A 26,479-nucleotide genomic window follows, 5' to 3' on the forward strand; every position below is an offset into this window, starting at 1 on the left:
CCCGAGTTCCATATCTAGAACAATACGTGGCATTCAATCACCTTTATTCCGCCTTTGCAACAACCTATCGTTCTCTCCGTCGGCGGGGCCACCCCGCCCCTTCCTCCCAGAACATAGGTGACTGCCATGAAGCTTCTGCATCTCGACGCCAGCGTGCTTGGCGACAACTCCGTCTCGCGCCAGCTGTCGGCCGCCGTGGTCGCCCGCCTCGCCAGCCAGATCGACGGCCTGCAGGTCGATTATCGCGATCTTGACGCCAATCCGGTACCGCACCTGCGCAGCAGCTCGCTGGCCAAGACCGACGCCGCTGAAGCGACCGATGCTGAACAGGTGATGCAGCAGTTCCTGGAGGCCGACATCGTGGTGATCGGCGCGCCGATGTACAACTTCAGCATCCCATCCACGTTGAAGGCCTGGATCGACCGCGTGGCCGTGGCCGGCCGCACCTTCAAGTACACCGAGAACGGCCCGGTGGGCCTGGCCGGTGGCAAGCGGGTGATCATCGCCAGCAGCCGTGGCGGCATCTATACCGACTCGCCGGCCGACTTCCAGGAGCCGTTCCTGCGCCAGGTGTTCGCCTTCATGGGCATCAACGAAGTCGAGTTCGTGCGCGCCGAGGGCATCGCCTACTCGCCGCAGCACCGTGAAGACGCCATCGCCGGTGCGCTGGCGGCGCTGCCGTCGCACGAAGCGGCCGAAGCCGTCGCGGCGTAACGCGTTCCAACGTTCGGCGCCCCTCTCTCCTCGTCTGGGCGCTGAACGCGGGCCGGGATCCCCTCCCCCTCCCGGCCCACCCTGGCGGCCCCGCTGTGCGGGGCCGTTTTCTTTTGCGGCGCGCTAGGCTGGGGGCATGAACTACATCGTGACGGCTGCGCACCGCAGCGAATTTCCGCACCCGATCATCCTGCGCCGCGGCCAGGCGCTGGTGGTGGGCGAACGTTATGAAGGCCCGGAGGGCTGGGACGACTGGTTCCTCTGCGAGGCCGAGGGGCAGCAGCCCGGATTCGTGCCGGCGCCGGTGATCGGCCGCGATGCGCAGGGTGGCGCGTTTGCCACGCAGGATTACTGCGCGCGCGAACTGGATGTGGACCCCGGGCAGACGCTGCGCGGGATGCGCACGCTCAATGGCTGGGCATGGTGCGTGCCGGAGAACGGCGAACCGGGATGGGTGCCGCTGGAGAAGCTGCGGGCCATAAAGGAGAGCCGAGCATAGGCTCGGCTCTACACAGATCTGTAGCGCCCGAGCCCATGCTCGGGCGGCGGCGCGAAGCGCCGGCTATCAGCCAATGGTTTCCAGGCCACCCATGTACGGGCGCAGGGCCTCCGGCACGGTGATGCTGCCGTCGGCATTCTGGTAGTTCTCCATCACCGCGATCATCGCGCGGCCAACGGCCACGCCCGAGCCGTTCAGCGTGTGCGCCAGCTCCGGCTTGCCGGTGGCCGGGTTGCGCCAGCGCGCCTGCATGCGGCGGGCCTGGAAGTCACCACAGTTCGAGCACGAGGAAATCTCGCGGTAAGTTTCCTGCGACGGCAGCCAGACTTCCAGGTCGTAGGTCTTCACCGCCGAGAAGCCCATGTCGCCGGTGCACAGCAGCACCTTGCGGTACGGCAGGCCCAGCTTTTCCAGCACCACTTCGGCGCAGCGGGTCATGCGCTGGTGTTCGGCGTCGCTGTCTTCCGGGCGGCTGATCGAGACCAGCTCGACCTTCTCGAACTGATGCTGGCGGATCATGCCGCGCACGTCGCGGCCGCCGCTGCCGGCCTCGGCACGGAAGCACATCGAGTGGGCGGTCATGCGCAGCGGCAGGCGCTCGGCGTCGACGATCTCATCGCGCACGATGTTGGTCAGCGGCACTTCCGAGGTCGGGATCAGGTAACGCGTGGAGTCGCCCACGGCGGTCTTGAACAGGTCGTCCTCGAACTTCGGCAGCTGGCTGGTGCCGCGCAGCGAGTCGGCGTTGACCAGCAGCGGCACGTTGGTCTCCTCGTAGCCGTGCTCGCCGGTGTGCAGGTCGACCATGAACTGGGCCAGGGCGCGGTGCAGGCGCGCGATCGGGCCACGCAGCACGGTGAAGCGCGAACCGGACAGCTTGGCCGCGGTCTCGCCGTCCAGCCAGCCGTTGCGGGCGCCCAGTTCGACGTGGTCGAGCACCTTGAAATCGAACTGGCGCGGGGTACCCCAGCGCGCCTGCTCGACGTTGTCGTTCTCGTCGGCACCGGCCGGCACATCGTCGGCCGGCAGGTTCGGAATGCCCATCGAGATCGCTTCGATCTTCTCGCGCAGTTCGTCCAGCGCCACTTCCGAGGCCTTCAGCTCGTCGGCGAAGGCAGCGACCTCGGCCATGATGGCCGAGACGTCCTCGCCCTTGGCCTTGGCCTGGCCGATGGCCTTGGAACGGCTGTTGCGCAGGCTCTGCAGCTCCTGGGTCCGCACCTGGATGCGCTTGCGATCCGCCTCCAGGGACTCCAGGGCAGACACGTCGAGCTCGAAGCCGCGGCTGGTGCGCAGGCGTTCGGCGAGGTCGGCGGGCTGGTGGCGGAGCAGGGCTGGATCAAGCATGGCAGGTGTCGTGGTGGGTATCAGGGATGGGATTATCGCTTGTTATACGGATTTCTGCCGCCCGGTTCATTCCTGGCGTGGCAGAATCGGGCTATTCCGTACTGGTCCGGTCCATGTCTGCACCCCGCTCGTCGTCCGCCAAGTCGTTCACTGTGCATATCCCGCGCAACGCCCTGAAGATCGCCGGCATCGCTTTCGGCGTGGGCGTGCTGTTGTTCGTGCTGGTCTGGTTGACCGGCCGCGACAAGGAGTTCTTCCGTGCCGATCCGGCCGCGCAGACCCCGCAGGAGACCGCGCAGGTGGAACCGCTGCCGGAACCGCTGGCCGCCGCCGCAGGCTCCAGCGACATGCCCGATGCCAAGCCGGCCCCGGTAGAGGACGACGCCCCGAAGCTGGTCGAAACCGCCCCGCCGCCGCCGGCGCCCACCGCTGAACCGGCCCCGGCCACGCCGAGCCCTGCGCCAGCCGCCACCGGCAACAGCCAGCCGATGCCGATTGCCGGCCAGTCGCCGCCGCCGGCCTACCCGGCCGCGGCCCTGCGCGCGGGCGAGACCGGCAGCGTGGTGGTGCGCGTGGACGTGGATGCCACCGGCTACCCGAACAATGCCACGGTGATCCAGCGCAGCGGCTCACGCGAGCTCGACCGTGCCGCCACCGACGCCGTGCGCCGCTGGCGTTTCACCCCGGCGCAGAGCAACGGCCAGGCCGTACCGGGCAGCATTGAAGTGCCGTTCGACTTCAAGACCCAGTAACTGAACGTTTCCCGGCAGGCAACCTGAACCCTGCCGGTGACGTTGACGCAACGCTGACACTTCCCGCCACTGGCCCGCGCAACACTCTCCCCGTCGTCCATTGACGGAAGGAGTTTGCGATGACCGCCACCACCCACGAAGACCTTCATTCGCCGCAGCTGCAGCAGGACGCCAGCGAACAGCACAAGCCCACGTCGCCCTGGATGTGGATCGCGCTGATCGTGGCGATGTTTGCCGCCGCGCTGCTCTGGCTGCGTCACTCGAATCAGGAAGACGTGGCGCCGGCACCGGTCGGCGAGCGCATGCTGCCCGCCCCCGAGCAGGCGCCGGTGGCCGACGCGCAGGAGCCGGCGGCCCGCCAGGCCGCACCGGTCGGCAACCAGCGCAAAGCCGCCCCTGCGGTACGCAATCGCGAGGCGCGCCCGCTGGCAGGCAACATCAAGCCGACCTACCCCGCCGCCGCGCTGCGTAATGGCGTACAGGGCAGCGTGATCGCCAGCCTGAATGTCGATAGCCGCGGCCAGGTGACCAATGCCGCGATTGTTTCGCGCAGCGGCGAACGCAGCCGTGACCTGGATCGCGCGGTGCTGAGCGCCGTGCAGAACTGGAAGTTCCAGCCGGCGATGCATGAAGGCCGTGCAGTGGCCAGTGTGGTGCGGGTCCCGGTGGATTTCCGTACCGAACAGCGTTGATCGCGGACGAGGGGTTCGTGATGTTTAGACGGAGGCTTCGGCCTCCGTCCTTTTATCAGGAGAGGCGTGCCAACCAAGGTTGGCACCTACCGGGCGATGTGAGCGTGCCAACCAGGGTTGGCACCTACCGGGTGATGTGAGCGTGCCAACCAACGTTGGCACCTACCGGGCGATGTGAGCATGCCAACCAGGGTTGGCACCTACCGGGTGATGTGAGCGTGCCAACCAAGGTTGGCACCTACCGGAAAACGCGATCCGCCGATCAGGCCAGGTTGAAGCCGGCGCTGCGCGCCAGGCCATCGAAGTCCGGGAAGGACGTGGCGACGTTGGCGATGTCGTTGATGCGCACTTCGCCGTCGCTGATCTGGCCGGCAATGGCGAATGCCATGGCGATGCGATGGTCGCCGTGGCTTTCGATGGTGCCACTCCCCAGCCGAGCCCCGCCGTGCAGGGTGGCGCCATCCTCGGTCTCGTCCACCTGCATGCCCAGCGCGCGCAGGCCAGTGGCCATCGCCGCAAGACGATCGGATTCCTTCACCCGCAGTTCGGCAGCACCGCTCACCACGGTCTTGCCTTCGGCGGCGGCGGCGGCCACGAACAGCGCCGGGAACTCGTCGATCATGTCCGGCACCAGTGCTTCGGGAATACGCGCGCCCTTCAGCGGAGCATAGCGCACCACCAGATCGGCCACCGGCTCACCGCCCTGCTCGGCCGGATTCTCTTCGGTGATATCCGCCCCCATCAGGCGCAGCGCGTGCAGCAGGCCGGTGCGACGCGGGTTCAGGCCGACCTGCTTCAGGCGCAGTTCGGAACCGGGAATGATGCTGGCGGCGACCAGGTAGAACGCGGCCGAAGAGAAGTCGGCCGGCACCACGATGTCCGTGGCGCGCAGGCGCTGGCCGCCCCGCAGGCGCGCCTCGCCCGGCGAGAATTCGATGTCCACGCCGAAGGCGGACAGCATGCGCTCGGTGTAGTCGCGGGTCGGGTGAGGTTCCACCACGCGGGTTTCGCCCTGCGCGTACAGGCCGGCCAGCAGCACGGCCGACTTGATCTGTGCGCTGGCCACCGGCGAGGCGAAGTCGATGCCATGCAGCGTCTGGACGCCATGCACGTGCAGCGGCGGCGTGCCGTCGTCCTGGGTATCGATCCTTGCGCCCATCTGCGACAGCGGGCCGGTGACACGGCGCATCGGGCGGCCGGACAGCGACTCATCGCCGATCAGCGTGCAGTCGAACGCCTGGCCCGCCAGCAGGCCGGCCAGCAGGCGCATGCCGGTGCCGGCATTGCCGCAGTCCAGCGGTGCCTCCGGCGCTTTCAGGCCGTCGATACCGACGCCGTGCACGATGCGCTGTGACGGGCTGGGGGTTTCGATGCGCACACCCAGCTGGCTGAAGATGCGCGCGGTGGCGCGGGTGTCCTCGCCTTCCAGGAAGCCTTCGATATGCGAAGTACCATCGGCCAGCGCGGCGAACATCACCGAGCGGTGCGAGACCGACTTGTCGCCGGGAATGGTGAGGCTGCCCTGCAGCGGCTGGCCCTTGCGGGCGATCCAGTGTTGCGCGTTGCTCATCGTTCGATCGTTCCGTAAACGCCGGCAGCGCCGGCGATGCATCAGGGAGCGGCGGCCAGGGCCGCCACAGCAGCACTCAGGGCACGGCCACCGGGTAGGAGCCCAGCACCTTGATCTGCGCCGAGTGCGCTTCCAGTTCGGCCAGCGCCGCCTGCATCGGCGCGTCGTCGATGTGGCCGGCCAGGTCGATGAAGAAGCCGTATTCCCACTTGCCGTGGTGCGACGGCCGCGACTCGATGCGGTTCATGCTGATGCCGTGGCGGGCGAACGGGCTGAGCACATCGAACAGCGCACCGGGCTTGTCATGGATGAACACCAGCACCGAGGTGCGGTCGTGACCGGAGGTCGGGAAGATGTTGCGGCCCACCACCAGGAAGCGGGTGGTGTTGTCGGCATCATTCTGGATCGGCTTGGTGACCACCTTCTTCAGGCCGTACACGTGGCCGGCACTCTCGCCGCCGATGGCCGCCGCGTCGTCGGCGTTGCGCGCGCGACGCGCACCCTCGGCATTGCTCGACACCGGAATCTTCTCGGCCTTCGGCAGGTTGGCGCGCAGCCACGCCGAGGTCTGCATGAACGACTGCGGATGCGCGTAGATGCGCTCGATGTCCTCGATGCGGCCGCTGCGCGACATCAGGAACTGCTGCACGCGCAGTTCCACTTCGCCACAGATCTTCAGGTTGGAGGTCAGGAACATGTCCAGGGTGATCTGGATGGTGCCCTGTCCCGAATTCTCCACCGGCACCACGCCGAAATCGGCGTTGCCCGCTTCCACTTCCTGGAACACTTCCTCGATGCTGGCCATCGGCAGGCCCAGCGCGGAGCGGCCGAAGTGCTTGAGCACGGCCTGCTGGCTGAAGGTGCCTTCCGGGCCGAGGTAGCCGATCTTCAGCGGCTCCTGCTGGGCCAGGCAGGCCGACATGATCTCGCGATAGACATGCACCAGCAGCTCGTCGCTGAGCGGGCCTTCATTGCGGTCCACCACCATGCGCAGCACCTGCGCTTCGCGCTCGGGGCGGTAGTAGTCGACAGCGGCGGCCAGCTTGCCCTTGGCCTTGCCGACCTGGTGGGCGAAGCGCGCGCGCTCGGCGATCAGGCTCTGGATGTCACGGTCGATCTGGTCGATCTTCGAGCGCACATCGGCCAGCGCCAGCGGTGCCAGGGTGGGTGCCGGGTTCGAGGCGGCCTTGGCCTTGCCCTTCGCCTTGCTGGGCGCGCTGTCCTTGGCCGGTTCGGCCTTCTTCGGCGCCTTCTTGCGGGATTTGCTGCTTGCCATCGGAATTCCTTGTTGCGGGACCCGCACCCGACGGTGCGCGCCGTTCATTGCTCAGCCGTGACGCTGCTGGAAATCGGCCATGAAGGCGACCAGCGCCTCGGCCCCGGCCAGCGGCATGGCGTTGTACAGCGAGGCACGGATGCCCCCGACCACCTTGTGTCCCTTCAGCGCCAGCAGGCCGGCAGCCTTGGCTTCGGCGACGAAGCGGGCATCAAGCCCGGCATCGGGCAGGAAGAACGGGATGTTCATCCGCGAGCGTGCCGCATGCGCGACCTCGTTGCGGTAGAAGCCGCCGGAGCCATCGATGGCGCCGTACACCAGTGCCGCCTTGGCGGCATTGCGCCTGGCGAATTCGGCCACGCCGCCTTCGGCCAGCATCCACTTGAACACCAGGCCGGCCAGGTACCAGTTCCAGGTCGGCGGGGTGTTGAGCATCGAATCGCGGGCGACATGCGAGCGGTAATCGAAGATGTCCGCGCGCGGCTGGCCAGTACGCTCGAGCAGATCGCGGCGGACGATCATCACTGCGATGCCGACCGGGCCCAGGTTCTTCTGCGCGCCGGCATAGATCACACCGTAGCGGCGTACATCCAGCGGCTCGCTGGCGATGGACGAGCTGAAGTCCGCCACCAGCGGCACATCGCCGGTATCCGGCACATCACGGAACTCGACGCCGTGGATGGTCTCGTTGGCGGTGATGTGCACATAGGCGGCGTCGGGCGAGAGCTGCCAGTCGGCGCGGGGCGGCAGCGTGCGATAGCCGTCGGGCTCGCTGCTGGCGGCAATGTTGACGTCGACGTAGACGCCGGCCTGCTTGACCGCAGTCTTTCCCCAATGGCCACTGACCACGTAGTCGGCGCGCTGGCCGGGGCTGGCGAAGTTGAGCGGGATCAGCGCCTGCTGGGTGGTGGCACCACCGGACAGGAACAGCACCGCGTAGTCGTCGGGGATATCGAGCAGGCGGCGCAGGTCGGCCTCGGCCTCGGCGGCCACGGACATGAATTCCGCGCCGCGATGGCTCATTTCCACGATCGAGGCACCACTACCGTGCCAGTCCAGCATTTCCGCCTGCGCCTGGCGCAGGACCGATTCCGGCAAGGTCGCAGGGCCGGCACTGAAGTTGAACGCGCGCGTCATGTCACACCTGTGGGGCAAGACCCCTAGTATGCCGCAGTGCACCAGCCTTGCGGCCTAGTGCGGCAAGGGAAATTTGGTTTCATTGGAATCCATTCGCCGCAGGCGTGGCGCCGGTAGTCGCCGACCTTGGTCGGCGTACGCCGTCAGGCGTCATGCCCGCCGAAAAAGCGTGCCGACCAAGGTCGGCACCTACCAAAGCCGTGTGCTGCCAGGCGTCAAGCCCGCCGACGGAGCGTGCCGACCAAGGTCGGCACCCACCACCGCGCGGACCCAGCGGATTCAGATCAGCGCGCGCCGAACCAGAGCAGCAGGCTGAGCAGTGCGGCCAGCAGCAGCGCACTCACCAGCAGCCACGGCCAGCGCCGGACCCTGCGCGGCGCGGCCGGCAGCACCGGCGCCTGCTCGGCCTCGTGGCTGGCGTCGTCCTCGGCGGGCAGCGGCCGCCGGCGCGGATCGTGCGGCACTTCCAGCACGAACCGGTGCTGGCCATCGAACACGACCTGGTCGCCGGCCTGCAGCCAGCAGTGGCGCACGGCCACGCCGTTGACCCGGGTACCGTCGGCGCTGCCCAGGTCGCGCAGCAGCACGCGCTCGCCGTGCACTTCCACGCGGGCATGCTGTTCGGCGAAGGCCGGGTCATCGATGGCGATGTCGGCCTCGTTGCCGCGGCCGATCAGGCGGGCCTGCGACAGGGTGAAACTGCGGCCATGGTGCAGGCCACCGACACCGCGCAGCAGTCGTTGCTGCTCGTCGCTGCCATCCTCGTTCTTCGGCGCAGGCGCCTGCAGCAGGCTCTCGACTTCGCCCTGCAGCACCATCTCCACGCCATCCACGTATACCGCATCGCCCGCGCGCAGCAGGGCCATCCGGCGCACCGGTCGACCATTGACGTGGATGCCGCGGATGCCATTGCCGACCTGCAGCCAGAGGCCGCGATCGTCCATGCAGAACTGGGCCAGCAGCAGGGCGCCGTGGCCGGCATCACCGAGCCGCACGCTGCCGTTGGCCTGGCGCACGATGCGCTGCACCCCGGGCCGCAGGGGCTGGTCGGGCTGTTGTTGCTGACTGAAGTGAACTAGCAGGTTCTGCACGCGGCGCAGCCTAGCAGGTTGGTCGCCAACGAAGAAGAACCCACGATGAGTGCTTGGCGCGGCGGCCCTTGATGCGCACAATGCTCGCCCTCTTTGATCATCCCCGCCCTGCGCCAGGAGCCTGCATGTCCACCATCGATGTCCGCCACGCCCACGCCCTGCCCGACGCACAGGCGCGCGCCGCGATCGAACAGGTCGCTGCCAAGCTGTCCGAGCGCTTCGGCCTGAAGTCGTCCTGGACCGCCGACGTCCTGAACTTCTCCGGCAGCGGTGTGGACGGTGCGATCGAACTGCAGCCGGGCGTCGTGCGCGTGACCGCCAAGCTCGGTTTCCTGCTGTCGGCGATGAAGGGCATGGTCGAAGGCGAGATCCAGCGCGTGCTGAAGGAAAAGCTGGGCTGAATCCTGGCGACGGCCATCACGGCCGTGCAACGCCACCGCGCGCTACTCTCGGGGCAGGCCCAACTCCCACGGGAAGTGCGATGAACCACTACGAGAACGACGACCGCCGCAACGACGACGCCTCTTTCGGTGACCAGGCCGAGCGCTTCTCGCGCAAGCTCAGCGATTCGGCGCAACAGGTCTGGCTGGCCGGGCTGGGTGCGCTGGGGCGCGCGCAGGCCGAGGGCAGCCGCTTCTTCGACGGCCTGGTGAAGGAAGGCGAAGCCTGGGAAGCCCGCCGCCGTGAACGCAGCGGCGAACAGGGCCCGGGCTGGCGTGACAACGTCGAATCGTCCCTGGATGAAGCCCGCGAGAAGGCCTCGGGCACCTGGAACAAGGTCGAGAAGGCCTTCGATGACCAGGTGCAGGGCGTGCTCAAGCGGCTGCATGTGCCCACGGCCGACGAGGTGACCGCGCTGGAAGCCCGCATCGATGCCCTGCACGCGCGCCTGGCCAGGCTGGAAAACCGGGCGGCTTCGGGTGCAGATGCCCCCGCACCGGGCAGCCATCAATCGCCGGACAGCATTCCCTGAGCGCAATTGTTGCAATGCAATAAATTTTGATTGACAATCGCGAGCAACCCGCCAATCGCTTCGGCTGCCGTTTGTTCCCTCCCCTCACGGCTTCAGGATTGGCGGGTTTTTCGTGTCCGCCGTATACCGATCTGCGCGCTCCATCACGCTTCCTGTCAGGAACATCCTGACCCAGCCGGGCACCGCGACCTTTACACTGTCGCTCTCCGCTTTCGCCCCTTCCGCCCTACTCCTGCATGCTCCCCTGGATCCTGGCCCTGCTGTCGGCCCTGCTTACCTGTTCCCTGGCCGTTGTCTATCTGTGGTGGATCAAGCGGCGGCAGAAGGAGATGCAACTCGGCCTGCAGGCCCTGGCAGGCATGCACTGGCGCGAATTTTCGGTACTCGTCAAGCGCATGCTGCGCGAGCAGCGTGGCCTGCGCGAGCTGGTCGATCCGGCCGAAGATGCCCGCGAGCCGAGCAGCGACTTCCTGCTCAGCGATGGCCCCAATCAATGGCTGGTGTCGTGCAAGCACGGCCTGGCCTACCGCATCGGCACCGCCGCAGTGAACGAACTGGGTGCGGCCGCGCGCCTGGCCGGCGCCAAGGGTGGCGTATTGCTGACCGAAGGCCGTATCGAGCGCGACGGCCGTGGCGCCGCCGAGAAGCAGGCGGTTGAAGTGCTGGACGGGCCGCGCCTGTGGCCGTTGCTGCAGCCCTACCTGCCCGGCGACATCGAAGCGCGCGTGCGCGCCAGCGCCCGGCACGAAGCGCTGCGCCGCATTGCCATTGCCGCACTGGGTTCGGCCACGCTGGGGCTGCTTGTCGGCCTGGGTCTGCAGGGCCTGCATGTGGACGAGGCCGCGCCGGTTGCTGCGGCACCGGTGGTGGCGACGCCTTCGGCCGCGCCTTCAGCCGCACCCGCCCCGATCGAAGCAGTCCCTGCGGCCGCCCCCGCTCCCATGCCTGCCGTCGCCCCCGCGACCGACGCGCGCAGCAATCCCGACCCCGATGCCGCCACGCTGGAGCGCTTCCAGGCCGATCTGGCCCGCGCCCTGGCCGGCAAGCCCGGCATCGCCAGCGGTGTCTGGCTGACCCGGCAGACACTGGCGATCAACCGCACCGGCGAACTGGACGCGGTGTGGCCGCTGGTCTGCGAGGAAGTGCTGCACTACCCCGCGCTGCGCAACGTGCGCATCCAGCTCAACGCCCGCCCCGGCGTGGATGAGCCCGTACGCTGGCGGCAGTGCGCTACGTATTGATGGCGCAGCATCCGCGCATGGCGTGGATCTACTGAATCCCGATGCGCGACCCCTTGGTAGATCCACGCCACGCGTGGATGCCTTTGCAGAGTTGAGCCACGCGCGAACAGCAGCCGAGCATGGGCTCGGCTCCACATGGCGCCTGCTCAGCCCAATGCCGCGAGATGGGCGATGTAACTGGAGCGCGATTCACCCGCCGCTCTGGCCTGCGCATCCAGCCTCGCCAGGATCCGGCGTGGCAGGCTGATATTGACCCGCTCGATGGTGTCGTCCAGCAGAGCCGGATCAACGCAGATGTACGCAAGAATCCAACAGATGTCCTTGGATGCCTCGGCGGCGATCTTCTGCGGCGCGGAAGGTGTCGGAATCGAGCGCCCCTCATCCAGGGCCGCATCAATCCAGGCGAGCGCCGCCTCTTCCGCCGCAGTGAGCGCATCATCAAGCGTGTCGGCCGCTGAGAAGCACCCCGGCAGATCTGGAACGACCACACCCCACGCGGTGCGCTCATCGCCCGCCTCGATCAAGACTGGATATCGCATGGGCCCTCCTACGTCAGTCCTGCGAGCTTCTGCAACGCCTGCACCAGCCCTTTCCCCAGATCCTTCCTTGGGTGAGGAACGGTGATGATGTGAGGGTGCTGCGGGTGCACGAATACATGATGGGATCCGCGGATCCGGCGACAGATCCAACCTGCCGCTTCCAGTTCCCGGATGAGGTCCCTGCTCTTCATGCAGGGACGATACACATCGTACACACGCCCCGACAGAGTTCAAGGCGACAGTCGTTTCGGCAGAGTAGATCCACGCCATGCGTGGATGGAATCCCTATCGCGCGCCCGGCGCGAAGCGCGCCACCAGGTCCCAGGCATCCCCCAGGAACACCTGGCGAACGCGGGTGATCGGCTGTTCGCCACGCCAGGTCAGGCGTTCGATCACCAGGCAGGCGGTACCGGGCTTCACATCCAGCAGCCTGGCGGTGGCAGTATCCGCGCCCCAGGCACTGATGCGATGCTGGGCACGGGTCCAGGACACGTTCTGCAGCAGCCAGCTGCCCGGGGCGGTGGTGCTGAAGTCGACCTCCAACACCTCGGGCACGCCCACCGGGCTGATCAGGCGGTGCTCCAGTGCCAGCGGGCGGCCATCGGCCAGGTGCAGGCAGCGCATCGCCAGCAGCATTTCGCTGCCGGCCAGCTCGACTTCGCCGGCATTGCCGGCATCGGCCAGGCGCAGGTCGCGCTGCAGCAGGCGATAGGCGTACTGATGTCCCCGCGAGCCGACTTCCATCGCGATATCGGGAATCTCCAGCGCCACCTGCTCCAGGTGCGGTGGCTGACGCGCCACGAACGAACCCGCGCGACGGCGGCGCTCGATCATGCCGCTCTCGGCCAGTGCGGTCAGCACCTTGTTCACCGTCATCCGCGAGCATCCGTACTGCTCCATCAACTCGTGCTCGTACGGAATCCGGAAGCCCGGCGCCCACTCTCCACTGAGGATGCGGCTTTCCAGATCGCTGCGGATACGCTGGTTGAGCGTGGCGGACTTGCTGGCCTTCACGTAATGGGGTCTCGGTGGCGGGAGGCGATCAGCCCAGCACGCCGCGCAGGGCGGCAGCGAAGGCGCTGGTGATCGCCTCGCGCTGCAGGTGGCGGCCCTCGGCCACGCACTGGCGGCCATGGCGCCAGACCGATCGCAGCGCGCCATTACGTGCGGCGAACACCCAGCTGTCAAGCCATGCGTCATCCTGTCGCGCCTGCAGCGCCGGGTGTGCGGCGTCCAGTTCAACCAGGTCGGCACTGGCGCCGACCTGCAGGCCGGCGGCCACGCCCAGCGCCTGTGCGCCACCGTGCAGTGCACCTTCAAACAGGAAACGACCGCTGCTGCGGGTGGCATCCGGCGCCAGCACGTTGCGCCCGCGCAGGGTAAGCCGCTGGCCGTACTCGAGCAGGCGCAGTTCTTCGGCCGCGTCGATCAGCACATTGGAATCGGAACCGACGCCGAAGCGCCCGCCCTCGCGCGCGAACGCCTGCATCGGGAACAGGCCGTCGCCCAGGTTGGCCTCGGTGATCGGGCACAGGCCGGCCACGGCCTGGCTGGCGACGATGGCCGCGCGCTCGTCATCAGTGATATGGGTGGCATGCACCAGGCACCAGCGCGCATCCACCGGCGCATGGTTGTACAGCCACTGCACCGGGCGCTGGCCGCTCCAGGCCAGGCAGGCCTCCACTTCGCGCACCTGCTCGGCGATATGGATGTGCACCGGGCCGTCGGTCAGCGGCAGCAACGCACTCAGTTCCTCGCCGGTGACCGCACGCAGGCTGTGCGGTGCGATGCCGAGCACCGCGTCGGGCAGCGCGGCCAAGGCCGGCTTGGCGGCCTCCAGCAGCTGCGCGAAGCCGTCCACGTCGTGGATCAGGCGCCGCTGCGCTGGATTCGGCGCCGCCCCGCCGAAATCGGCATGTGCATAGAACACCGGCAGCAGGGTCAAGCCAATGCCGGTCTGGTCGGCGGCGGCGGCGATCCGCGCACTCATCTCGGCGCGGTTGGTATACGGCCGGCCGTCGGCATCGTGGTGCAGGTAATGGAACTCGCCGACGCGGGTGAAGCCACTTTCCAGCATTTCCATATAGGCCTGGGCGGCAATGGCCTGCACCGCGTCTGGGCGCAGGTGGGCCAGGAAACGGTACATCAGCTCGCGCCAGCTCCAGAAGCTGTCACCGTCGCCGCCGCCGATCTCGGTCAGCCCGGCCATGCCGCGCTGGAAGGCATGGCTGTGCAGGTTGGGCAGGCCCGGCACCAGGATGCCGACCCGGGTGTCGCCCGCCTGCGCGCCCTGCCCCGTGCTGATGGCCGCGATGCGACCGTCCTGCACCTGCAGGCGGACATCGCGGACCCAACCCTCGGCCAGCAGGGCGTGGGCGGCATGGAAACTGTGCGGGGAACGCGAATCGGACATGGCTGGACAACCCGAAATGGACGCCTATATTGTATAGACATATAAGCACAGCCGCGTTGTGGATGCCATGCACGTCGATACCCTCTGGTCCAACGTCCACCTGATCACCCTTGATGGCGAAGGGCTGGGTGTCATCCGCGATGGCGTCCTGGCCTGCGCCGACGGCCGCATCGTCCATGTCGGCGCGGCCGGCAGCGATGCCCACCTGCAGCCGACCACCCGCATCGACGGCGAAGGCCGTTGGATTTCGCCCGGCCTGATCGACTGCCATACCCACCTGGTCTACGCCGGCAACCGCGCCAACGAGTTCGAGCAGCGCCTGCAGGGCGTCAGCTATGCCGAGATCGCCCGTGCCGGCGGCGGCATCGTTTCCACCGTGCGCGCCACCCGTGCCGCCACGCCGGAACAGCTGGCCCGCGAAAGCCGGCCACGCCTGCTGGCGATGCGCGCCGAGGGCGTGACCACCCTCGAGATCAAGTCCGGCTACGGCCTGACCCTGCCCGACGAGCGCAAGCAGCTGCAGGTGGCGCGTGCGCTGGGCGAGGAATGCCGGGTCAACGTGGTGACCACCTTCCTCGGCGCGCACGCGGTTCCGCCAGGCCGCGAAGCACAGGAGTACACCGACGAAGTGTGCGAGGTGATGATTCCGGCCATCGCCGCCGAAGGCCTGGCCGAAGCGGTGGATGTGTTCTGCGAGAACATCGCCTTCTCGCCGGCGCAGGCGCGCCAGGTCTTTGAGGCGGCGCGCGCCAACGGGCTGTCGGTGAAGATCCACGCCGAGCAGCTGAGCAACCAGCGCGGCGCCGAACTGGCGGCCCGCTTCGGGGCACTGTCGGCCGACCATATCGAACATCTGGACGACGCCGGCATCGCCGCGATGGCCGCTGCCGGTACCGTCGCCGTGCTGCTGCCCGGCGCCTTCTATTTCACCCGCGATACCACCCTGCCGCCGATCGCCGCGCTGCGTGCGGCCGGCGTACCGCTGGCGCTGGCCACCGACAGCAACCCGGGCACTTCGCCGCTGACCAGCCCGCTGCTGGCGATGAACATGGGCGCCACCCTGTTCCGCCTGACCGTGGACGAGTGCATCGCCGGCTTCACCCGTGAAGCGGCGCGCGCACTGGGCCATGGCGAGCGCATCGGCCGCCTGGCGGTGGGCATGGACTGCGACCTGGCGATCTGGGACATCGATGCCCCCGCCGACCTGGTCTATCGCATTGGATTCAACCCGCTGCACGCGCGCGTGGTGCGCGGACAGCCCGACCTGCCTGCCTCCTGGAGCAACACATGAGCAACACCCTGGTTCTTCGCCCCGGCCATGTCACTCTCGCCCAGTGGCGGCAGGTCTATCGCGGTGCGCCGCTCGCACTGGACCCGGCCGCGCTGCCGGTGGTGCGCGCCAGTGCGGCGGCGGTGGCCGCCATCGTCGCCAAGGGCGCGCCGGTGTATGGCATCAACACCGGCTTCGGCAAGCTGGCCAGCGTGCGCATCGAGCGCGAAGATCTGGCCACCCTGCAGCGGAACATCGTGCTCTCGCATGCCGCTGGCGTGGGCGAGCCGATGCCGGCCAGCGTGGTGCGCCTGATGATGGCGCTTAAGCTGGTCAGCCTGGCGCAGGGTGCGTCAGGCATTCGCGAGGAGACCCTGCTGCTGCTGGAAGCGATGCTGGTCAAGGGCGTGCTGCCGGTGGTGCCCGCACAGGGCTCGGTGGGTGCCTCGGGTGACCTGGCGCCGCTCTCGCACCTGGCCAGCGTGATGCTGGGCGTAGGCGAAGCCTTCCTTGGCGACGAGCGCCTGCCGGCGGTCGATGCACTGGCACGTGCCGGCCTGCAACCGATCGAGCTGGGCGCGAAGGAAGGCCTGGCGCTGCTCAACGGCACCCAGTTCTCCACCGCCTATGCGCTGGCGGGCCTGTTCGAGATCGAGACCGTGTTCCAGGCCGCACTGGTGACCGGCGCGCTGTCGGTGGAAGCGGCCAAGGGTTCCGACACGCCCTTCGACCCCCGCATCCACGCCATCCGCGGCCAGCGCGGGCAGATCGCCACCGCCGCCACCCTGCGCACGCTGATGCAGGGCTCGGACATCCGCGAATCACACCGTGACAACGACGTGCGCGTGCAGGATCCCTACTGCCTGCGCTGCCAGCCGCAGGTGATGGGCGCGGCGCTGGACATCCTGCGCCAGGCCGCGACCACGCTGGAAATCGAAGCCAACGGCGTGTCCGACAATCCGCTGGTGTTCACCGATACCGGCGAAGCGCTGTCCGGTGGCAACTTCCACGCCGAGCCGGTGGCCTTTGCCGCCGACATGCTGGCGATGGCGGTGTGCGAGATTGGCTCGATCAGCGAGCGCCGCCTGGCGATGCTGGTGGACCCGGCGCTGTCCGGCCTGCCCGCCTTCCTGACCCCGCGCCCCGGTTTGAATTCCGGTTTCATGATTCCGCAGGTGACTGCCGCGGCGCTGGTCTCGGAAAACAAGCAGCGCGCCTACCCCGCCAGCGTTGACTCGATCCCGACCTCGGCCAATCAGGAAGACCATGTGTCGATGGCCGCGCACGCCGCGCGCCGGCTGATGCAGATGGCCGAGAACGCGGCCAACGTGATCGGCATCGAGCTGCTGGCCGCTGCGCAGGGCTGCGACTTCCACGCCCCGCTGCGCTCCAGCGCCGCGCTGGAAGCCGTGCGCGCCACCCTGCGTGCGCAGGTGCCGACGCTGGAAGAAGACCGCTACTTCCATCCGGACATGGTGACCGCCACGAATCTGGTGCGCAGTGGCGCGCTGGCGCAGGGCCTGACCGACCTGCTGCCAACCGTGGAACCGCAGGCATGAATACCCATCCCGAATGGCTGACGGTGCACGAAGGCGACGCCCCCCTCATCGTCAGCTTTCCGCATACCGGCAGCGAGCTGCCGCACGACCTGATCGGCGACTACCACTCACCGTGGCTGGCCCGCCGCGACACAGACTGGTGGGTACACGACCTGTACGACTTCGTGCGTGGCATGGGCGCGACCACGGTGCGCTCGGCGATCTCGCGTTCGGTGATCGACCTCAACCGCGATCCCAGCGGCGTGTCGCTGTACCCGGGCCAGAACACCACCGGCCTGTGCCCGCTGACCACCTTCGACAACCAGCCGCTGTACCACGCCGGGCGCGAACCGGACGAAGCGGAAATCGCCCGTCGCCGCGACACGTATTTCCTGCCTTACCACGATGCGCTGGCGGCGCAGATCACGCGCCTGCGCGCACGCCACGCTACCGTGGTGGTGTACGACGCGCACTCGATCCGCTCACACATCCCGCACCTGTTCGAAGGCGAGCTGCCGCAGTTCAACCTGGGTACCGCCGGCCCCTCCGGTGCACCGGACACCTCCTGCGACAACGCCTTGAGCGATGTGGTGGAGAACCTGCTGGCGCTCAGTGGCATGAGCCAGGTGCGCAACGGCCGCTTCAAGGGCGGCTGGATCACCCGCCACTACAGCAACATCCCGGGCGGCGTGCATAGCCTGCAGATGGAACTTGCCTGCCGCGGCTACATGCACGAGCCCCTGCCGGACCAGGTGGACGAACACAGCTGGCCCACCCCGCTCGACCCCGACCTCGCCGCACCACTGCGCCACACCCTGGCGCAGGTGCTCAACGCCTGCCTTGAATTCGCTACGAACCGGAGCGCCGCATGACCCGCAACGACCCATCCCGCACCGTCGCCGCGCCGACCGGCACCACGCTCAACGCCAAAAGCTGGCTGACCGAAGCGCCGCTGCGCATGCTGATGAACAACCTGCACCCGGACGTGGCCGAGCGCCCGCAGGAACTGGTGGTGTACGGCGGCATCGGCCGCGCCGCGCGCGACTGGGAAAGCTTCGATGCCATCGTCGAGACGCTCAAGCGCCTGGACGACGACCAGACCCTGCTGGTGCAGTCGGGCAAGCCGGTAGGCGTGTTCCGCACCCACGCCGACGCGCCGCGCGTGCTGATCGCAAATTCCAACCTGGTGCCGCGCTGGTCCAACTGGGACCACTTCAACGAGCTGGATAGGAAAGGCCTGGCCATGTACGGCCAGATGACCGCCGGCAGCTGGATCTACATCGGTGCGCAGGGCATCGTGCAGGGCACCTACGAGACCTTCGTGGAAATGGGGCGCCAGCATTTCGGCGGCGACCTGACCGGGAAGTGGCTGTTCACCGGTGGCCTCGGCGGCATGGGTGGTGCACAGCCGCTGGCTGCCGTGATGGCCGGCGCCTCCTGCCTGGCCGTCGAGTGCCGCAAGAGCAGCATCGACATGCGCCTGCGCACCGGCTACCTGGATACCTGGACCGACAACCTGGACGAAGCGCTGCGCCTGATCGACGAGTCGTGCAAGGCCGGCACGCCGAAGTCGGTGGGCCTGCTCGGCAACGTTGCCGATGTGCTGGCCGAACTGCTCAAGCGCGGCGTGAAGCCGGACCTGCTGACCGACCAGACCTCCGCGCACGACCCGGTGAACGGCTACCTGCCGCAGGGCTGGACGGTCGAACAGTGGGATGAGAAGCGCGCTTCCGCCCCCAAGGAAGTGGAGAAGGCCGCGCGTGCATCGATGGCCAACCACATCCGCGCCATGCTCGGCTTCCACGCGCTGGGCGTGCCGACCGTGGACTACGGCAACAACCTGCGGCAGATGGCACTGGAAGAAGGCGTGGCCAATGCCTTCGATTTCCCGGGGTTCGTGCCGGCCTATATCCGTCCACTGTTCTGCCGCGGCATCGGCCCGTTCCGCTGGGCCGCACTGAGCGGTGATCCGGAAGACATCGCCAAGACCGATGCAAAGGTGAAGGAACTGATTCCGGACAACCCGCACCTGCACCGCTGGCTGGACATGGCCGCCGAGAAGATCAAGTTCCAGGGCCTGCCGGCACGCATCTGCTGGGTCGGCCTGGGTGATCGTGATCGCCTCGGCCTGGCCTTCAATGAAATGGTGGCCAACGGCGAACTGAAGGCACCGGTGGTGATCGGTCGTGACCATCTGGACAGCGGCAGCGTCGCTTCGCCGAACCGCGAAACCGAAGCGATGGCCGACGGTTCCGATGCGGTGTCCGACTGGCCGCTGCTGAACGCCCTGCTCAACACCGCCAGCGGCGCGACGTGGGTGTCGCTGCACCACGGTGGCGGCGTGGGCATGGGCTTCTCGCAGCACGCCGGCATGGTGATTGTCTGTGATGGCACCGAAGCGGCGGCGAAGCGGATTGGCCGCGTGCTGTGGAACGACCCGGCCACTGGCGTGATGCGCCATGCCGATGCGGGGTATGGCATCGCGATCGACTGCGCGAAGGAAAAGGGACTGGATCTGCCGGGAATCCTCGGCTGATCACGGAGGTGCCGGCCAGCGGCCGGCACTACCGAAACGTGTGGTAGTGCCGGCCGCTGGCCGGCTCTCCCCGATGCGGGAATCGGCGGCCTTGACCCGCTCGTCGGTCGTGACCAACATGCGCCATCACCGCTGATGGATCACCGCGATGTACCGCACGCTCGCTGCCGCACTGCTCTGCACGCTGTTTGCGATCCCGCCCGCTTCGGCGCGTGACGTCCCCACCACTCTCTCCACTCAGCTCGACGCCCAACTGCAGAGCAACCGCGAGCGCTACGGCATTGCCGGCCAGGCGGTACTGGTCACACACAACGGCCAGGTGCTCTACCAGGGCGCCAGCGGTGAACGTGATCCCGCTGCCCATGCCCCTGCCACCGTCGAGACCATCTTCGCCGCGCAGTCGATGGCCAAGCTGCTGACCAGCACGCTGGTGATGCAACTGGTCGATCAGGGCAAGGTGGATCTGGATGCGCCGGCCAGCCGCTACGTGCCGGGCCTGCCGATTGCATGGCAGGCGATCCACGTGCGTGATTTCCTCAACCACAGCTCCGGCATCGGCGAGTACTACGACCGGGTGGATAACCGCTGGGTGAGCAAGGGCTACCCCGGTGTAGCGCCTGACCTTGCCGCTGCGCTGAAAGTCGCCGGCGCGGCACCGATGCAGTTCGCCACCGGCAGCCGCATGCAGTACACCCAGGCCAACTACCTGGTACTGACAGCGCTGCTGGAAGCACACTACCGCACGCCCTACCCGGCCATCGCGCGCGAACGCATCCTGCAGCCATTGAAGATGACCAGCACGTCATGGGGCATCGCCAACGTGCCGGTCGAGCGCGCGGCGGTGCCGTACATCGGCAAGGATGGCGCGTTGCAACCGGCCAATGAAGATCCCTGGCCCAACTACGGCTGGGGGCATGCCGACCTGCAGACCACCGTGGGCGACATGAACCGTTTCCTGCAGGCGCTGGCGACCGGCAAGCTGGTGCGCACGGCGACCCTGGAAAAACTCTGGCAGCCGCAGAAGCTGAGCGGTGGCGGCAGCAACTTCTTCTCCACCGGCTGGGACACCACCCGCAGCGACGGCTACACCCAGGTCGGCCACGATGGTGGCACCCGCGTTCGTGCGCGGTTGGCCTACAAGGGCACGCTGGCCAACGGTTACTGGGTGTTCGTGTACCTGACCAATGGCAGCGCCCGCAATGTCTGGTCCAGCACGCTGGTGGAGAGCACGATGGCGGTGGTTGCGCCCGGGGAGTTTCCGCATGCGGTGTTGTCCGAGCGGCTGATCGGCTATGCGCTGGATGACAGCACCGATGCGAAGCCGCAGATGCGTAGCTGGCTGCGCGACAGCAATGGCGTTCCCACCGGCGAACTGGAGCGTGCGATCAACGGTGATGGCTATGCCATCCGCGAGAGTCTTGGTGCCAGCAAGGCGCTGAAAGTGTTCGCGCTCAACGCCGAGCTGTATCCGGATTCGGCCAACGCGTGGGACAGCCTGGCCGAGTGCCATGCGGCATTGGGCGATAGGGAAGCGGCTGATCGGCTGTACGCGAAGGCCAAGAAGCTGGCGAAACCCTCGCCATAAACCCTGCTGTAGCGCCGAGCCCATGCTCGGCTGCTCTTCGTTGCGATGGCAGACAACCCGCGCTGCGCGCGATTAGCCGAGCGTGGGCTCGGCTCTACAGGAACACGGCGGGCGGCCATACGCCGCCGGCGGGTGACGCGGCGCTGTCGACCTGTTAACTTGCGCGCCACTTTCGTGGTTTACAGCATTCCCGCATGTCGCTTCCGTCGTACCGCCCCCACCCGTCGCTGCTGTTCCTGGCTGTTTCCCTCGCCCTGGCTTCCACCGCCGCCGCCGCCCCGCAGGCCACCACGCTGGATGCCGTACAGGTCACCGCCGCCGGTACCAGCGCGCAGGCGCGCGAAGCGCTGAAGCGCATCCCCGGCGCCAGCAACGTCATCGACGTTGCCAAGGCCGACAGCCGACTATCCACCAGCGCCGATGTGCTGGCCTACCAGCCGGGTATCAGCGCGCAGTCGCCGGGTAATGAGGGCACCAAGATCTCGATCCGTGGCTCGGGCATCAACCGGGGCCCGGGCGCGCACGCCTCGGGCATTGCGGTGTCGATCGACGGCCTGCCACTGACCGGCCCGGGCGGCACGCCCTACGAGCTGCTGGAACCGCTGTGGCTGTCGCGCGTGGAAGTGCTGCGCGGCGCCAACGGCTTCGAGCGTGGCGCGCTGGCGCTGGGTGGTGCCATCGACTACGTCAGCCGCAGCGGTCGTGATTCGGCGGGCGTGCAGCTGCACTACGAAGCCGGCAGCCGTGGCTACCAGAAGCGCGGCATCAGCTGGGGCGGCGTCAGTGGTGATGTCGACTACTTCCTGGCCTACACCGATACCGAATTCGACGGTTACCAGCGTCATGCGCGCGGCGACGGCAAGGGCGCGATGGCCAACATCGGCTGGCAGATCACGCCCGACCTGCAGACGCGTTTCTTCGTGCGCTACCGCGAAACCAATCATGAAACGCCCGGTCGCCTGACCCGCGATCAGATCCGTAACGATCCGCGTGCCGCGAATGCGGCCAACCTGGCCATCGATGCGCGTCGCCCGCAGCCGGGCAGCACCTGGGTGGGCAACGTCACCACGCTGCAGATCGATGAAGACTCCTCGTTGCAGGCCGGGCTGGTCTATCACACGTACCCGATGGACTTGAACGAGAGCCTGTACCGGCAGCAGCTGGACTACGCCAACCTCAACGCCACGCTGGACTACCGCCGCCGCCACCGGCTGTTCGGCCTGGACAGCGAAACCACGGTCGGCCTGCGCGTCACCCACGATCTGGACGCCGATGTGCGCGAGTCGCTGCGCTTTGCCAGCAACGGCTATGCCGCCGGCACGCGCACGCGTGACTTCCGGCACCACGGCACCGACAGCACGCTGCACGTCGGCAACACCCTCACCTTCAATGACCGCCTGCGCATGCAGACCGGGCTGGCACTGATCAACACCCGTCGCGATGTGCAGGTGACCTGGCCGAGCAGCGGTGGCCGCCTGCGCGACCACGACTGGGACCATGCGCCGCGACTGGGCTTCACCTGGCAGCACAGCGCCCAGACCCAGTGGTTCGGCAACCTCAGCCGCTCGGTGGAGGCGCCGCACCCGTGGTCGATGATCTGGGGCTCGAACCAGTACTTCGGGCCAGGCAATGGCCCGTCTACCGGCCGCCAGCGCGCGCCGGTGCCGATGCAGAACCAGACCGCCACCACGCTGGAACTGGGCGCGCGCGGTGACGCGGCGCTGGGCCGCTGGGAACTGACCGGCTACTACGCGCACGTGAACCACGAACTGCTGAGCGTTGAACTGCAACCGGTGCCGAACCTGTTCATCGCCGAGAACAACGCCAGCCCCACCGTTCACCGCGGCATCGAGGCCGGATTGGACAGCACGCTGTGGCAGGCTGCACCGGGCCGGCTGTCGCTTCGCCAGGCCTATACCTTCAGCGATTTCCGCTACCGCCACGACGCGCGTTTCGGCAGCAACCGCCTGCCCGGCCTGCCGCGCCACGCCTACCAGGCCGAGCTGCGCTTCGATCATGCATCCGGCCTGTACGCCGCGCTCAATACCGAATACGCCTCGCGCATCGCCGTCGACTACGCCAACAGCTACTGGGCCGACAGCCATGTGATCTTCGGCAGCCGCATCGGCTACGACGCACCCGGTGGCCGCTGGCAGGCCTGGGTGGAGATGCGCAACCTCGGCAACCGCCACTACGCCGCTACGGTCACGCCGGGTTACGACGACGCCGGCAAGGATGTCGCGCGCTCGACCCCGGGCGAAGGTCGTGGCGTCTATGCGGGCATGCGCTGGCGCTTTGACTGATTGCCGCAGGCGGCGCCGGGTGTGATCCGGCGCCGCCGTTCCAGTGTCAGCCGATACGCCAGGCCGGCAGGCGCTCGCTGCGCTTCCAGATGGAAGGCGCCAAGCCGATCAGCACCAGTGCCGCCAACCACTTCGGCGAGGTACTGAGCAGTGTCGAGGTGAGCGAGCCATCGGCGGGGGCGGCCATTTCCTGCCACGGGTTGTAGCCCAGGTAGACGACGCTGCCAGCCCACCACAGCAACGCCAGACCGACACCCACCAGCAGCAGGGCCAGCGTGCGGCAGGTCCAGCGCTGCGAGGTAGTGCCCCATTCCCGTGACGCCGCGGTCAGCAGGCCCACCACCAGCAGCGACACCAGTGCCACCAGGCCGATATCGACCTTGGTTCCAATGCGCTCATAGGTACAGGCGCGGCACTGCGCCTCGTCCGCGGCGGTGGCGGCTTCGGCGCCATCGGCCTGCCCGGTTGCGGGCTGCGCCAGGGCTGCAAACGGCAACAACGCCGCCAGCAGCGTCACCATGATCCAACGAAACAACGTCCTGTTCCTGCGTGCAGCGACATCCATGCGCTCTTCCTCGTCAGTGGTTGTGTGTCCCAGTGGGCGTCCGGCCATCCAGCGCCCCTGTTTCAGATGCAGTACGACAAGCTCCCGATAGGTGACACCGCCGGGACACGAATCCCGGCCGACCGCGATCATAGCCTACTGTTCAGTGCAGCTGAAAACGGGGCGGGTCCAGGCGACATGAAGGAGCCAACCGCACTCCCCCCCTGGATGACCTGCAGCAGATGGCTCGCACCCGGCACGCATTCCTGCGCGAGCCAGCCCAGTACGGCGAAAAACAGCAGCAGGCCGAGCAGCGGCCAGATCGTATGCGACACGCATACCCGCCACCATCCCTGTTCCTGCATGCCCTGCATGCGAGGCGATGGGCTGCCACCGCCCACATCCGGCGACAGTCCCTCCAGTACGTTGCCCAGCGCCAGCGGATCCAGATCCACACCAGCAGCAGGAACACGCCATAGGCCAGCAACACGGCCATCGGGTAGCGAAGCAACATCGCGTCGATGCCGGCCAGGCGCAGCAGGTACGAGGCAAGGAATCCGGCCGCACCGGTCAGGGCGACGATCAGGGCCATCTGCAGGCGTGGCCAACCCCGCTGCTGCAGGTGCTGGCGCGCACGCACGACTTCGCTGCCGTGGTTTACGGGCAATTTCAGTGGACTGCGTGAAAAATGGCGTGAGCGCTTCATTCCGCCGCCGGGGGCCGGAGGCAGCGCGGCCAGGGACTTCGGGAACCTGATGCTGCATGCGGACATCCTTGCCGGGCCGCGTAGGCGGTGGTGGACGGATTCCAGCGCGATGGGGCCGTGGGTCCATCACCCACAGGCCGCACTGGCGCCGGCCTTGTACCCGCGCGCCGGCGGCTGGATCATGATTTTCCGCTACGAAAAAGTATGCTCTACGGCATGCACGTCTCCCAGCTCACCCGCTCCACCGCCCTCGTGATGTTCGTTCCAATGATTGGCCTCGCCGGTTGGGGTTCGTGGTTTGGTAGCCGCTGCATCAGCGATGGCTGCCTCGGCGTCCTGGTGGCATGGCTTGCCGCCGTGGCCACCTTTGCGGTGCAGGCGTTGCTGGTGCTCCCGACGCATGCCTGGGCCCTCAAGCGGCAGGGATCCCCCGCCTCCCGCAGCTACCTGCGTTGGTTGGGCGCGTCGGCCATCGCTGCCTTCCTGCCCATCGGGCTCGGCTGGGGCTATCTGATGATCTTCCGATGACCTGCTGCGCGTCTTCCGCACGCGGATAGCCGGATCAAGGACGCGCGGCCGCCTTCAGCAACTGCGCGGTCACCTGGTCGAACGGGGCGATGTCCTGCAGTGCGCGGCACATCGCCACTGCGCCTTCCACGCTGGCAATCACCAGGCTGGCCAGCTCGCCCGCCGCTGCGGGGGCGCGCCCTTCAGCGACGAACGCCGAGGCGAGGTGCCCCTGCCAGCGCGCGAACACTTCGGCAGCAGCAACACGTGGCTGGCTGGGCACGGCCTCCACCGGCTCTTCCACTGCCGCGGCCAGCACCGGACAGCCCGCGCGGAACCCGGAACGCAGCAAGCGCTCACGCCACATCGCCAGGAACTGCGGCAGGCCCTGCACCGCCCCCCCCTTCAGCAGCTCCACCAGCAGCGCTTCTACCTTGTCGCCAGCCATGTGGGTGGCGCGCGCCAGCAACTCCTGCTTGCCGCCGGGAAAGTGGTGATAGGTGGAGCCCAGCGGTGCCTCGGCCAGCTTGGTCACCTCACGAATGCTGGTGGCATTGAGACCCACGCGCGCCAGCATCTGTGCCGCAGCATCAATCACGCGTTGTGGCGCATCAGAGGGACGCGGGCTCACGGCGGGCTCCTTGCTAAGACAGTCGTCATAGATTAGCGTACCGGCGATTCTATAACAGTCGTCATAACCATGAATCTCTGGTTCCGCCTGCTCCACCTTCTGCTGTACAGCCTGTTCCGGCCGAAGCTGGAGGCCCCGTTCGGGGTCTCGCGCCTGCAGTTCCGGGTGCTGCCCAACGACCTGGACAGCAACCTGCACATGACCAACGGTCGCTACTGGAACATCTTCGACCTGGGCCGGCTGGACCTGATCCTGCGCATGGGCCTGGGCCGGGTGGCGCTGCGCGAGAAGTGGGCGCCCATCGTAGGCGCCGGCACCATCCAGTTCCGTCGCGAGCTGAAGCCGTTCCAGCGCTTCACCCTGGAAACGCGCCTGGTGGGCTGGGTCGGCTCGCGCGGCATCATGGAGCAGCGCGTGCTGATCGGCGCCGAGCAGAAGATCGCCACGCGCGCGCTGCTGGTCACCGGCATCTACGACCGGCGTGCGCGGCAGTTCCTGGGCATGCCGAAGATGATGGAAGCGATCGGCGTGGTCGCCCCGCCGTCGCCGCCGCTCAGTGCGGCCGCCGAAGCGTTGCTGGCCGCCGATGCGGCGTTGAAGCAGGACGACGCCTGA

At 67.7% G+C, this 26,479-nt stretch carries 26 protein-coding genes and 1 pseudogene; 15 read left to right on the plus strand and 12 right to left on the minus strand.

The features are described 5' to 3' along the window. Positions 1 to 126: 126 nt before the first annotated feature. Both VG561_RS04625 and VG561_RS04630 read left to right on the plus strand, forming a co-directional pair. Positions 127 to 714: an FMN-dependent NADH-azoreductase gene (locus tag VG561_RS04625; RefSeq protein ID WP_014647610.1), complete on the plus strand. Its 588-nt coding sequence runs from the start codon at positions 127 to 129 to the stop codon at positions 712 to 714. Positions 715 to 850: 136 nt separating this feature from the next. Next, positions 851 to 1,213, plus strand: a complete 363-nt coding sequence (locus VG561_RS04630; protein ID WP_053495993.1) for a ligand-binding protein SH3 — start codon at positions 851 to 853, stop codon at positions 1,211 to 1,213. A gap of 66 nt (positions 1,214 to 1,279) precedes the next feature. Here the strand turns inward: VG561_RS04630 and serS are convergent, their stop codons facing one another. Further along, positions 1,280 to 2,560: a serine--tRNA ligase gene (gene serS / locus VG561_RS04635; protein WP_014647612.1), complete on the minus strand. Its 1,281-nt coding sequence runs from the start codon at positions 2,558 to 2,560 to the stop codon at positions 1,280 to 1,282. A 113-nt stretch (positions 2,561 to 2,673) separates the two neighbouring features. Between serS and VG561_RS04640 the strand changes: the two genes are divergently transcribed. Further along, positions 2,674 to 3,312: an energy transducer TonB gene (locus VG561_RS04640; protein ID WP_049404494.1), complete on the plus strand. Its 639-nt coding sequence runs from the start codon at positions 2,674 to 2,676 to the stop codon at positions 3,310 to 3,312. Between the two features lie 119 nt (positions 3,313 to 3,431). Beyond that, positions 3,432 to 4,004, plus strand: coding sequence for an energy transducer TonB (locus VG561_RS04645; RefSeq protein WP_046431429.1), 573 nt, complete (start codon positions 3,432 to 3,434; stop codon positions 4,002 to 4,004). A gap of 262 nt (positions 4,005 to 4,266) precedes the next feature. On the opposite strand, the gene aroA is transcribed toward VG561_RS04645, so the two are convergent. The 4 genes from aroA to VG561_RS04665 form a co-directional block, all read right to left on the minus strand. Further along, positions 4,267 to 5,574 carry a 3-phosphoshikimate 1-carboxyvinyltransferase gene (gene aroA, locus VG561_RS04650; RefSeq protein ID WP_423179414.1) on the minus strand — a complete coding sequence of 436 codons (1,308 nt, stop codon included), beginning with the start codon at positions 5,572 to 5,574 and terminating at the stop codon, positions 4,267 to 4,269. A 76-nt stretch (positions 5,575 to 5,650) separates the two neighbouring features. Continuing rightward, positions 5,651 to 6,850, minus strand: a complete 1,200-nt coding sequence (gene pheA, locus VG561_RS04655; protein WP_423179415.1) for a prephenate dehydratase — start codon at positions 6,848 to 6,850, stop codon at positions 5,651 to 5,653. Between the two features lie 51 nt (positions 6,851 to 6,901). Further along, positions 6,902 to 7,987, minus strand: coding sequence for a 3-phosphoserine/phosphohydroxythreonine transaminase (gene serC / locus VG561_RS04660; RefSeq protein WP_014647617.1), 1,086 nt, complete (start codon positions 7,985 to 7,987; stop codon positions 6,902 to 6,904). 284 nt (positions 7,988 to 8,271) lie between these two features. After that, complete coding sequence (locus tag VG561_RS04665; protein ID WP_032961655.1) at positions 8,272 to 9,078, minus strand: FHA domain-containing protein; 807 nt, start codon at positions 9,076 to 9,078, stop codon at positions 8,272 to 8,274. Between the two features lie 125 nt (positions 9,079 to 9,203). Here VG561_RS04665 and VG561_RS04670 point away from each other — a divergent pair, with 125 nt between their 5' ends. From VG561_RS04670 to VG561_RS04680, 3 genes are all read left to right on the plus strand, one after another. Then, the gene (locus VG561_RS04670; protein ID WP_262093112.1) at positions 9,204 to 9,479 is read left to right on the plus strand and encodes a polyhydroxyalkanoic acid system family protein; all 276 of its coding nucleotides are present in this window, start codon (positions 9,204 to 9,206) and stop codon (positions 9,477 to 9,479) included. Between the two features lie 80 nt (positions 9,480 to 9,559). Next, positions 9,560 to 10,051: a phasin family protein gene (locus VG561_RS04675; RefSeq protein WP_014647619.1), complete on the plus strand. Its 492-nt coding sequence runs from the start codon at positions 9,560 to 9,562 to the stop codon at positions 10,049 to 10,051. Positions 10,052 to 10,287: 236 nt separating this feature from the next. After that, positions 10,288 to 11,292: a restriction endonuclease gene (locus VG561_RS04680; RefSeq protein WP_262093111.1), complete on the plus strand. Its 1,005-nt coding sequence runs from the start codon at positions 10,288 to 10,290 to the stop codon at positions 11,290 to 11,292. Positions 11,293 to 11,438: 146 nt separating this feature from the next. Here the strand turns inward: VG561_RS04680 and VG561_RS04685 are convergent, their stop codons facing one another. The 4 genes from VG561_RS04685 to VG561_RS04700 all read right to left on the minus strand — a co-directional run bounded on the left by VG561_RS04685 (position 11,439) and on the right by VG561_RS04700 (position 14,244). Beyond that, positions 11,439 to 11,831, minus strand: coding sequence for a type II toxin-antitoxin system HicB family antitoxin (locus VG561_RS04685; RefSeq protein ID WP_197605912.1), 393 nt, complete (start codon positions 11,829 to 11,831; stop codon positions 11,439 to 11,441). An 8-nt stretch (positions 11,832 to 11,839) separates the two neighbouring features. Further along, the gene (locus VG561_RS04690; protein ID WP_262093110.1) at positions 11,840 to 12,022 is read right to left on the minus strand and encodes a type II toxin-antitoxin system HicA family toxin; all 183 of its coding nucleotides are present in this window, start codon (positions 12,020 to 12,022) and stop codon (positions 11,840 to 11,842) included. Between the two features lie 94 nt (positions 12,023 to 12,116). Next, positions 12,117 to 12,845, minus strand: coding sequence for a histidine utilization repressor (gene hutC, locus VG561_RS04695; protein WP_032957259.1), 729 nt, complete (start codon positions 12,843 to 12,845; stop codon positions 12,117 to 12,119). Between the two features lie 28 nt (positions 12,846 to 12,873). Further along, on the minus strand, positions 12,874 to 14,244 hold the full coding sequence (locus tag VG561_RS04700) for a formimidoylglutamate deiminase (protein ID WP_126411118.1): 1,371 nt from the start codon (positions 14,242 to 14,244) through the stop codon (positions 12,874 to 12,876). A gap of 67 nt (positions 14,245 to 14,311) precedes the next feature. Between VG561_RS04700 and hutI the strand changes: the two genes are divergently transcribed. The 6 genes from hutI to VG561_RS04730 all read left to right on the plus strand — a co-directional run bounded on the left by hutI (position 14,312) and on the right by VG561_RS04730 (position 23,476). Then, positions 14,312 to 15,535, plus strand: a complete 1,224-nt coding sequence (gene hutI, locus VG561_RS04705; RefSeq protein ID WP_262093109.1) for an imidazolonepropionase — start codon at positions 14,312 to 14,314, stop codon at positions 15,533 to 15,535. Beyond that, a complete protein-coding gene (gene hutH, locus VG561_RS04710) occupies positions 15,532 to 17,073 on the plus strand; it encodes a histidine ammonia-lyase (RefSeq protein ID WP_262093108.1) in 1,542 nt (513 codons plus the stop codon). Before hutI ends, hutH begins: the two co-directional genes overlap by 4 nt. Continuing rightward, entirely contained in the window at positions 17,070 to 17,924 is an 855-nt protein-coding gene (gene hutG, locus VG561_RS04715) for an N-formylglutamate deformylase (RefSeq protein WP_262093107.1), read from the plus strand. The genes hutH and hutG overlap by 4 nt, the downstream gene beginning before the upstream one ends. Next, on the plus strand, positions 17,921 to 19,588 hold the full coding sequence (hutU, locus tag VG561_RS04720) for a urocanate hydratase (RefSeq protein WP_346601156.1): 1,668 nt from the start codon (positions 17,921 to 17,923) through the stop codon (positions 19,586 to 19,588). The genes hutG and hutU overlap by 4 nt, the downstream gene beginning before the upstream one ends. A gap of 148 nt (positions 19,589 to 19,736) precedes the next feature. Then, positions 19,737 to 21,173, plus strand: a complete 1,437-nt coding sequence (locus tag VG561_RS04725; RefSeq protein ID WP_262093105.1) for a serine hydrolase domain-containing protein — start codon at positions 19,737 to 19,739, stop codon at positions 21,171 to 21,173. 194 nt (positions 21,174 to 21,367) lie between these two features. After that, entirely contained in the window at positions 21,368 to 23,476 is a 2,109-nt protein-coding gene (locus tag VG561_RS04730; RefSeq protein WP_262093104.1) for a TonB-dependent receptor domain-containing protein, read from the plus strand. 46 nt (positions 23,477 to 23,522) lie between these two features. On the opposite strand, the gene VG561_RS04735 is transcribed toward VG561_RS04730, so the two are convergent. Both VG561_RS04735 and VG561_RS04740 read right to left on the minus strand, forming a co-directional pair. Continuing rightward, the gene (locus tag VG561_RS04735; RefSeq protein WP_321210534.1) at positions 23,523 to 24,041 is read right to left on the minus strand and encodes a hypothetical protein; all 519 of its coding nucleotides are present in this window, start codon (positions 24,039 to 24,041) and stop codon (positions 23,523 to 23,525) included. Positions 24,042 to 24,244: 203 nt separating this feature from the next. Next, positions 24,245 to 24,726, minus strand: a pseudogene (locus tag VG561_RS04740) (hypothetical protein); the annotation flags it as partial. A 204-nt stretch (positions 24,727 to 24,930) separates the two neighbouring features. Between VG561_RS04740 and VG561_RS04745 the strand changes: the two are divergent. Beyond that, entirely contained in the window at positions 24,931 to 25,254 is a 324-nt protein-coding gene (locus VG561_RS04745) for a hypothetical protein (RefSeq protein ID WP_014647632.1), read from the plus strand. A 34-nt stretch (positions 25,255 to 25,288) separates the two neighbouring features. Here the strand turns inward: VG561_RS04745 and VG561_RS04750 are convergent, their stop codons facing one another. Next, complete coding sequence (locus VG561_RS04750; RefSeq protein ID WP_197606218.1) at positions 25,289 to 25,864, minus strand: TetR/AcrR family transcriptional regulator; 576 nt, start codon at positions 25,862 to 25,864, stop codon at positions 25,289 to 25,291. Positions 25,865 to 25,933: 69 nt separating this feature from the next. Here VG561_RS04750 and VG561_RS04755 point away from each other — a divergent pair, with 69 nt between their 5' ends. Beyond that, positions 25,934 to 26,479, plus strand: a complete 546-nt coding sequence (locus VG561_RS04755; RefSeq protein ID WP_046431478.1) for a thioesterase family protein — start codon at positions 25,934 to 25,936, stop codon at positions 26,477 to 26,479.

It is taken from the genome of Stenotrophomonas sp. CASM110, assembly GCF_049384345.1.
Taxonomy (GTDB): domain Bacteria; phylum Pseudomonadota; class Gammaproteobacteria; order Xanthomonadales; family Xanthomonadaceae; genus Stenotrophomonas; species Stenotrophomonas muris.

What these genes read in the sequence shown, in the direction of transcription:
- VG561_RS04625 (WP_014647610.1), top strand. Translation starts at nt 127, where the DNA reads ATGAAGCTTCTGCATCTCGACGCCAGCGTGCTTGGCGACAACTCCGTC.
- VG561_RS04630 (WP_053495993.1), top strand. Translation starts at nt 851, where the DNA reads ATGAACTACATCGTGACGGCTGCGCACCGCAGCGAATTTCCGCACCCG.
- serS (WP_014647612.1), bottom strand. Translation starts at nt 2,560, where the DNA reads ATGCTTGATCCAGCCCTGCTCCGCCACCAGCCCGCCGACCTCGCCGAA.
- VG561_RS04640 (WP_049404494.1), top strand. Translation starts at nt 2,674, where the DNA reads ATGTCTGCACCCCGCTCGTCGTCCGCCAAGTCGTTCACTGTGCATATC.
- VG561_RS04645 (WP_046431429.1), top strand. Translation starts at nt 3,432, where the DNA reads ATGACCGCCACCACCCACGAAGACCTTCATTCGCCGCAGCTGCAGCAG.
- aroA (WP_423179414.1), bottom strand. Translation starts at nt 5,574, where the DNA reads ATGAGCAACGCGCAACACTGGATCGCCCGCAAGGGCCAGCCGCTGCAG.
- pheA (WP_423179415.1), bottom strand. Translation starts at nt 6,850, where the DNA reads ATGGCAAGCAGCAAATCCCGCAAGAAGGCGCCGAAGAAGGCCGAACCG.
- serC (WP_014647617.1), bottom strand. Translation starts at nt 7,987, where the DNA reads ATGACGCGCGCGTTCAACTTCAGTGCCGGCCCTGCGACCTTGCCGGAA.
- VG561_RS04670 (WP_262093112.1), top strand. Translation starts at nt 9,204, where the DNA reads ATGTCCACCATCGATGTCCGCCACGCCCACGCCCTGCCCGACGCACAG.
- VG561_RS04675 (WP_014647619.1), top strand. Translation starts at nt 9,560, where the DNA reads ATGAACCACTACGAGAACGACGACCGCCGCAACGACGACGCCTCTTTC.
- VG561_RS04680 (WP_262093111.1), top strand. Translation starts at nt 10,288, where the DNA reads ATGCTCCCCTGGATCCTGGCCCTGCTGTCGGCCCTGCTTACCTGTTCC.
- VG561_RS04685 (WP_197605912.1), bottom strand. Translation starts at nt 11,831, where the DNA reads ATGCGATATCCAGTCTTGATCGAGGCGGGCGATGAGCGCACCGCGTGG.
- VG561_RS04690 (WP_262093110.1), bottom strand. Translation starts at nt 12,022, where the DNA reads ATGAAGAGCAGGGACCTCATCCGGGAACTGGAAGCGGCAGGTTGGATC.
- VG561_RS04700 (WP_126411118.1), bottom strand. Translation starts at nt 14,244, where the DNA reads ATGTCCGATTCGCGTTCCCCGCACAGTTTCCATGCCGCCCACGCCCTG.
- hutI (WP_262093109.1), top strand. Translation starts at nt 14,312, where the DNA reads ATGCACGTCGATACCCTCTGGTCCAACGTCCACCTGATCACCCTTGAT.
- hutH (WP_262093108.1), top strand. Translation starts at nt 15,532, where the DNA reads ATGAGCAACACCCTGGTTCTTCGCCCCGGCCATGTCACTCTCGCCCAG.
- hutG (WP_262093107.1), top strand. Translation starts at nt 17,070, where the DNA reads ATGAATACCCATCCCGAATGGCTGACGGTGCACGAAGGCGACGCCCCC.
- hutU (WP_346601156.1), top strand. Translation starts at nt 17,921, where the DNA reads ATGACCCGCAACGACCCATCCCGCACCGTCGCCGCGCCGACCGGCACC.
- VG561_RS04725 (WP_262093105.1), top strand. Translation starts at nt 19,737, where the DNA reads ATGTACCGCACGCTCGCTGCCGCACTGCTCTGCACGCTGTTTGCGATC.
- VG561_RS04730 (WP_262093104.1), top strand. Translation starts at nt 21,368, where the DNA reads ATGTCGCTTCCGTCGTACCGCCCCCACCCGTCGCTGCTGTTCCTGGCT.
- VG561_RS04735 (WP_321210534.1), bottom strand. Translation starts at nt 24,041, where the DNA reads ATGGATGTCGCTGCACGCAGGAACAGGACGTTGTTTCGTTGGATCATG.
- VG561_RS04745 (WP_014647632.1), top strand. Translation starts at nt 24,931, where the DNA reads ATGCTCTACGGCATGCACGTCTCCCAGCTCACCCGCTCCACCGCCCTC.
- VG561_RS04755 (WP_046431478.1), top strand. Translation starts at nt 25,934, where the DNA reads ATGAATCTCTGGTTCCGCCTGCTCCACCTTCTGCTGTACAGCCTGTTC.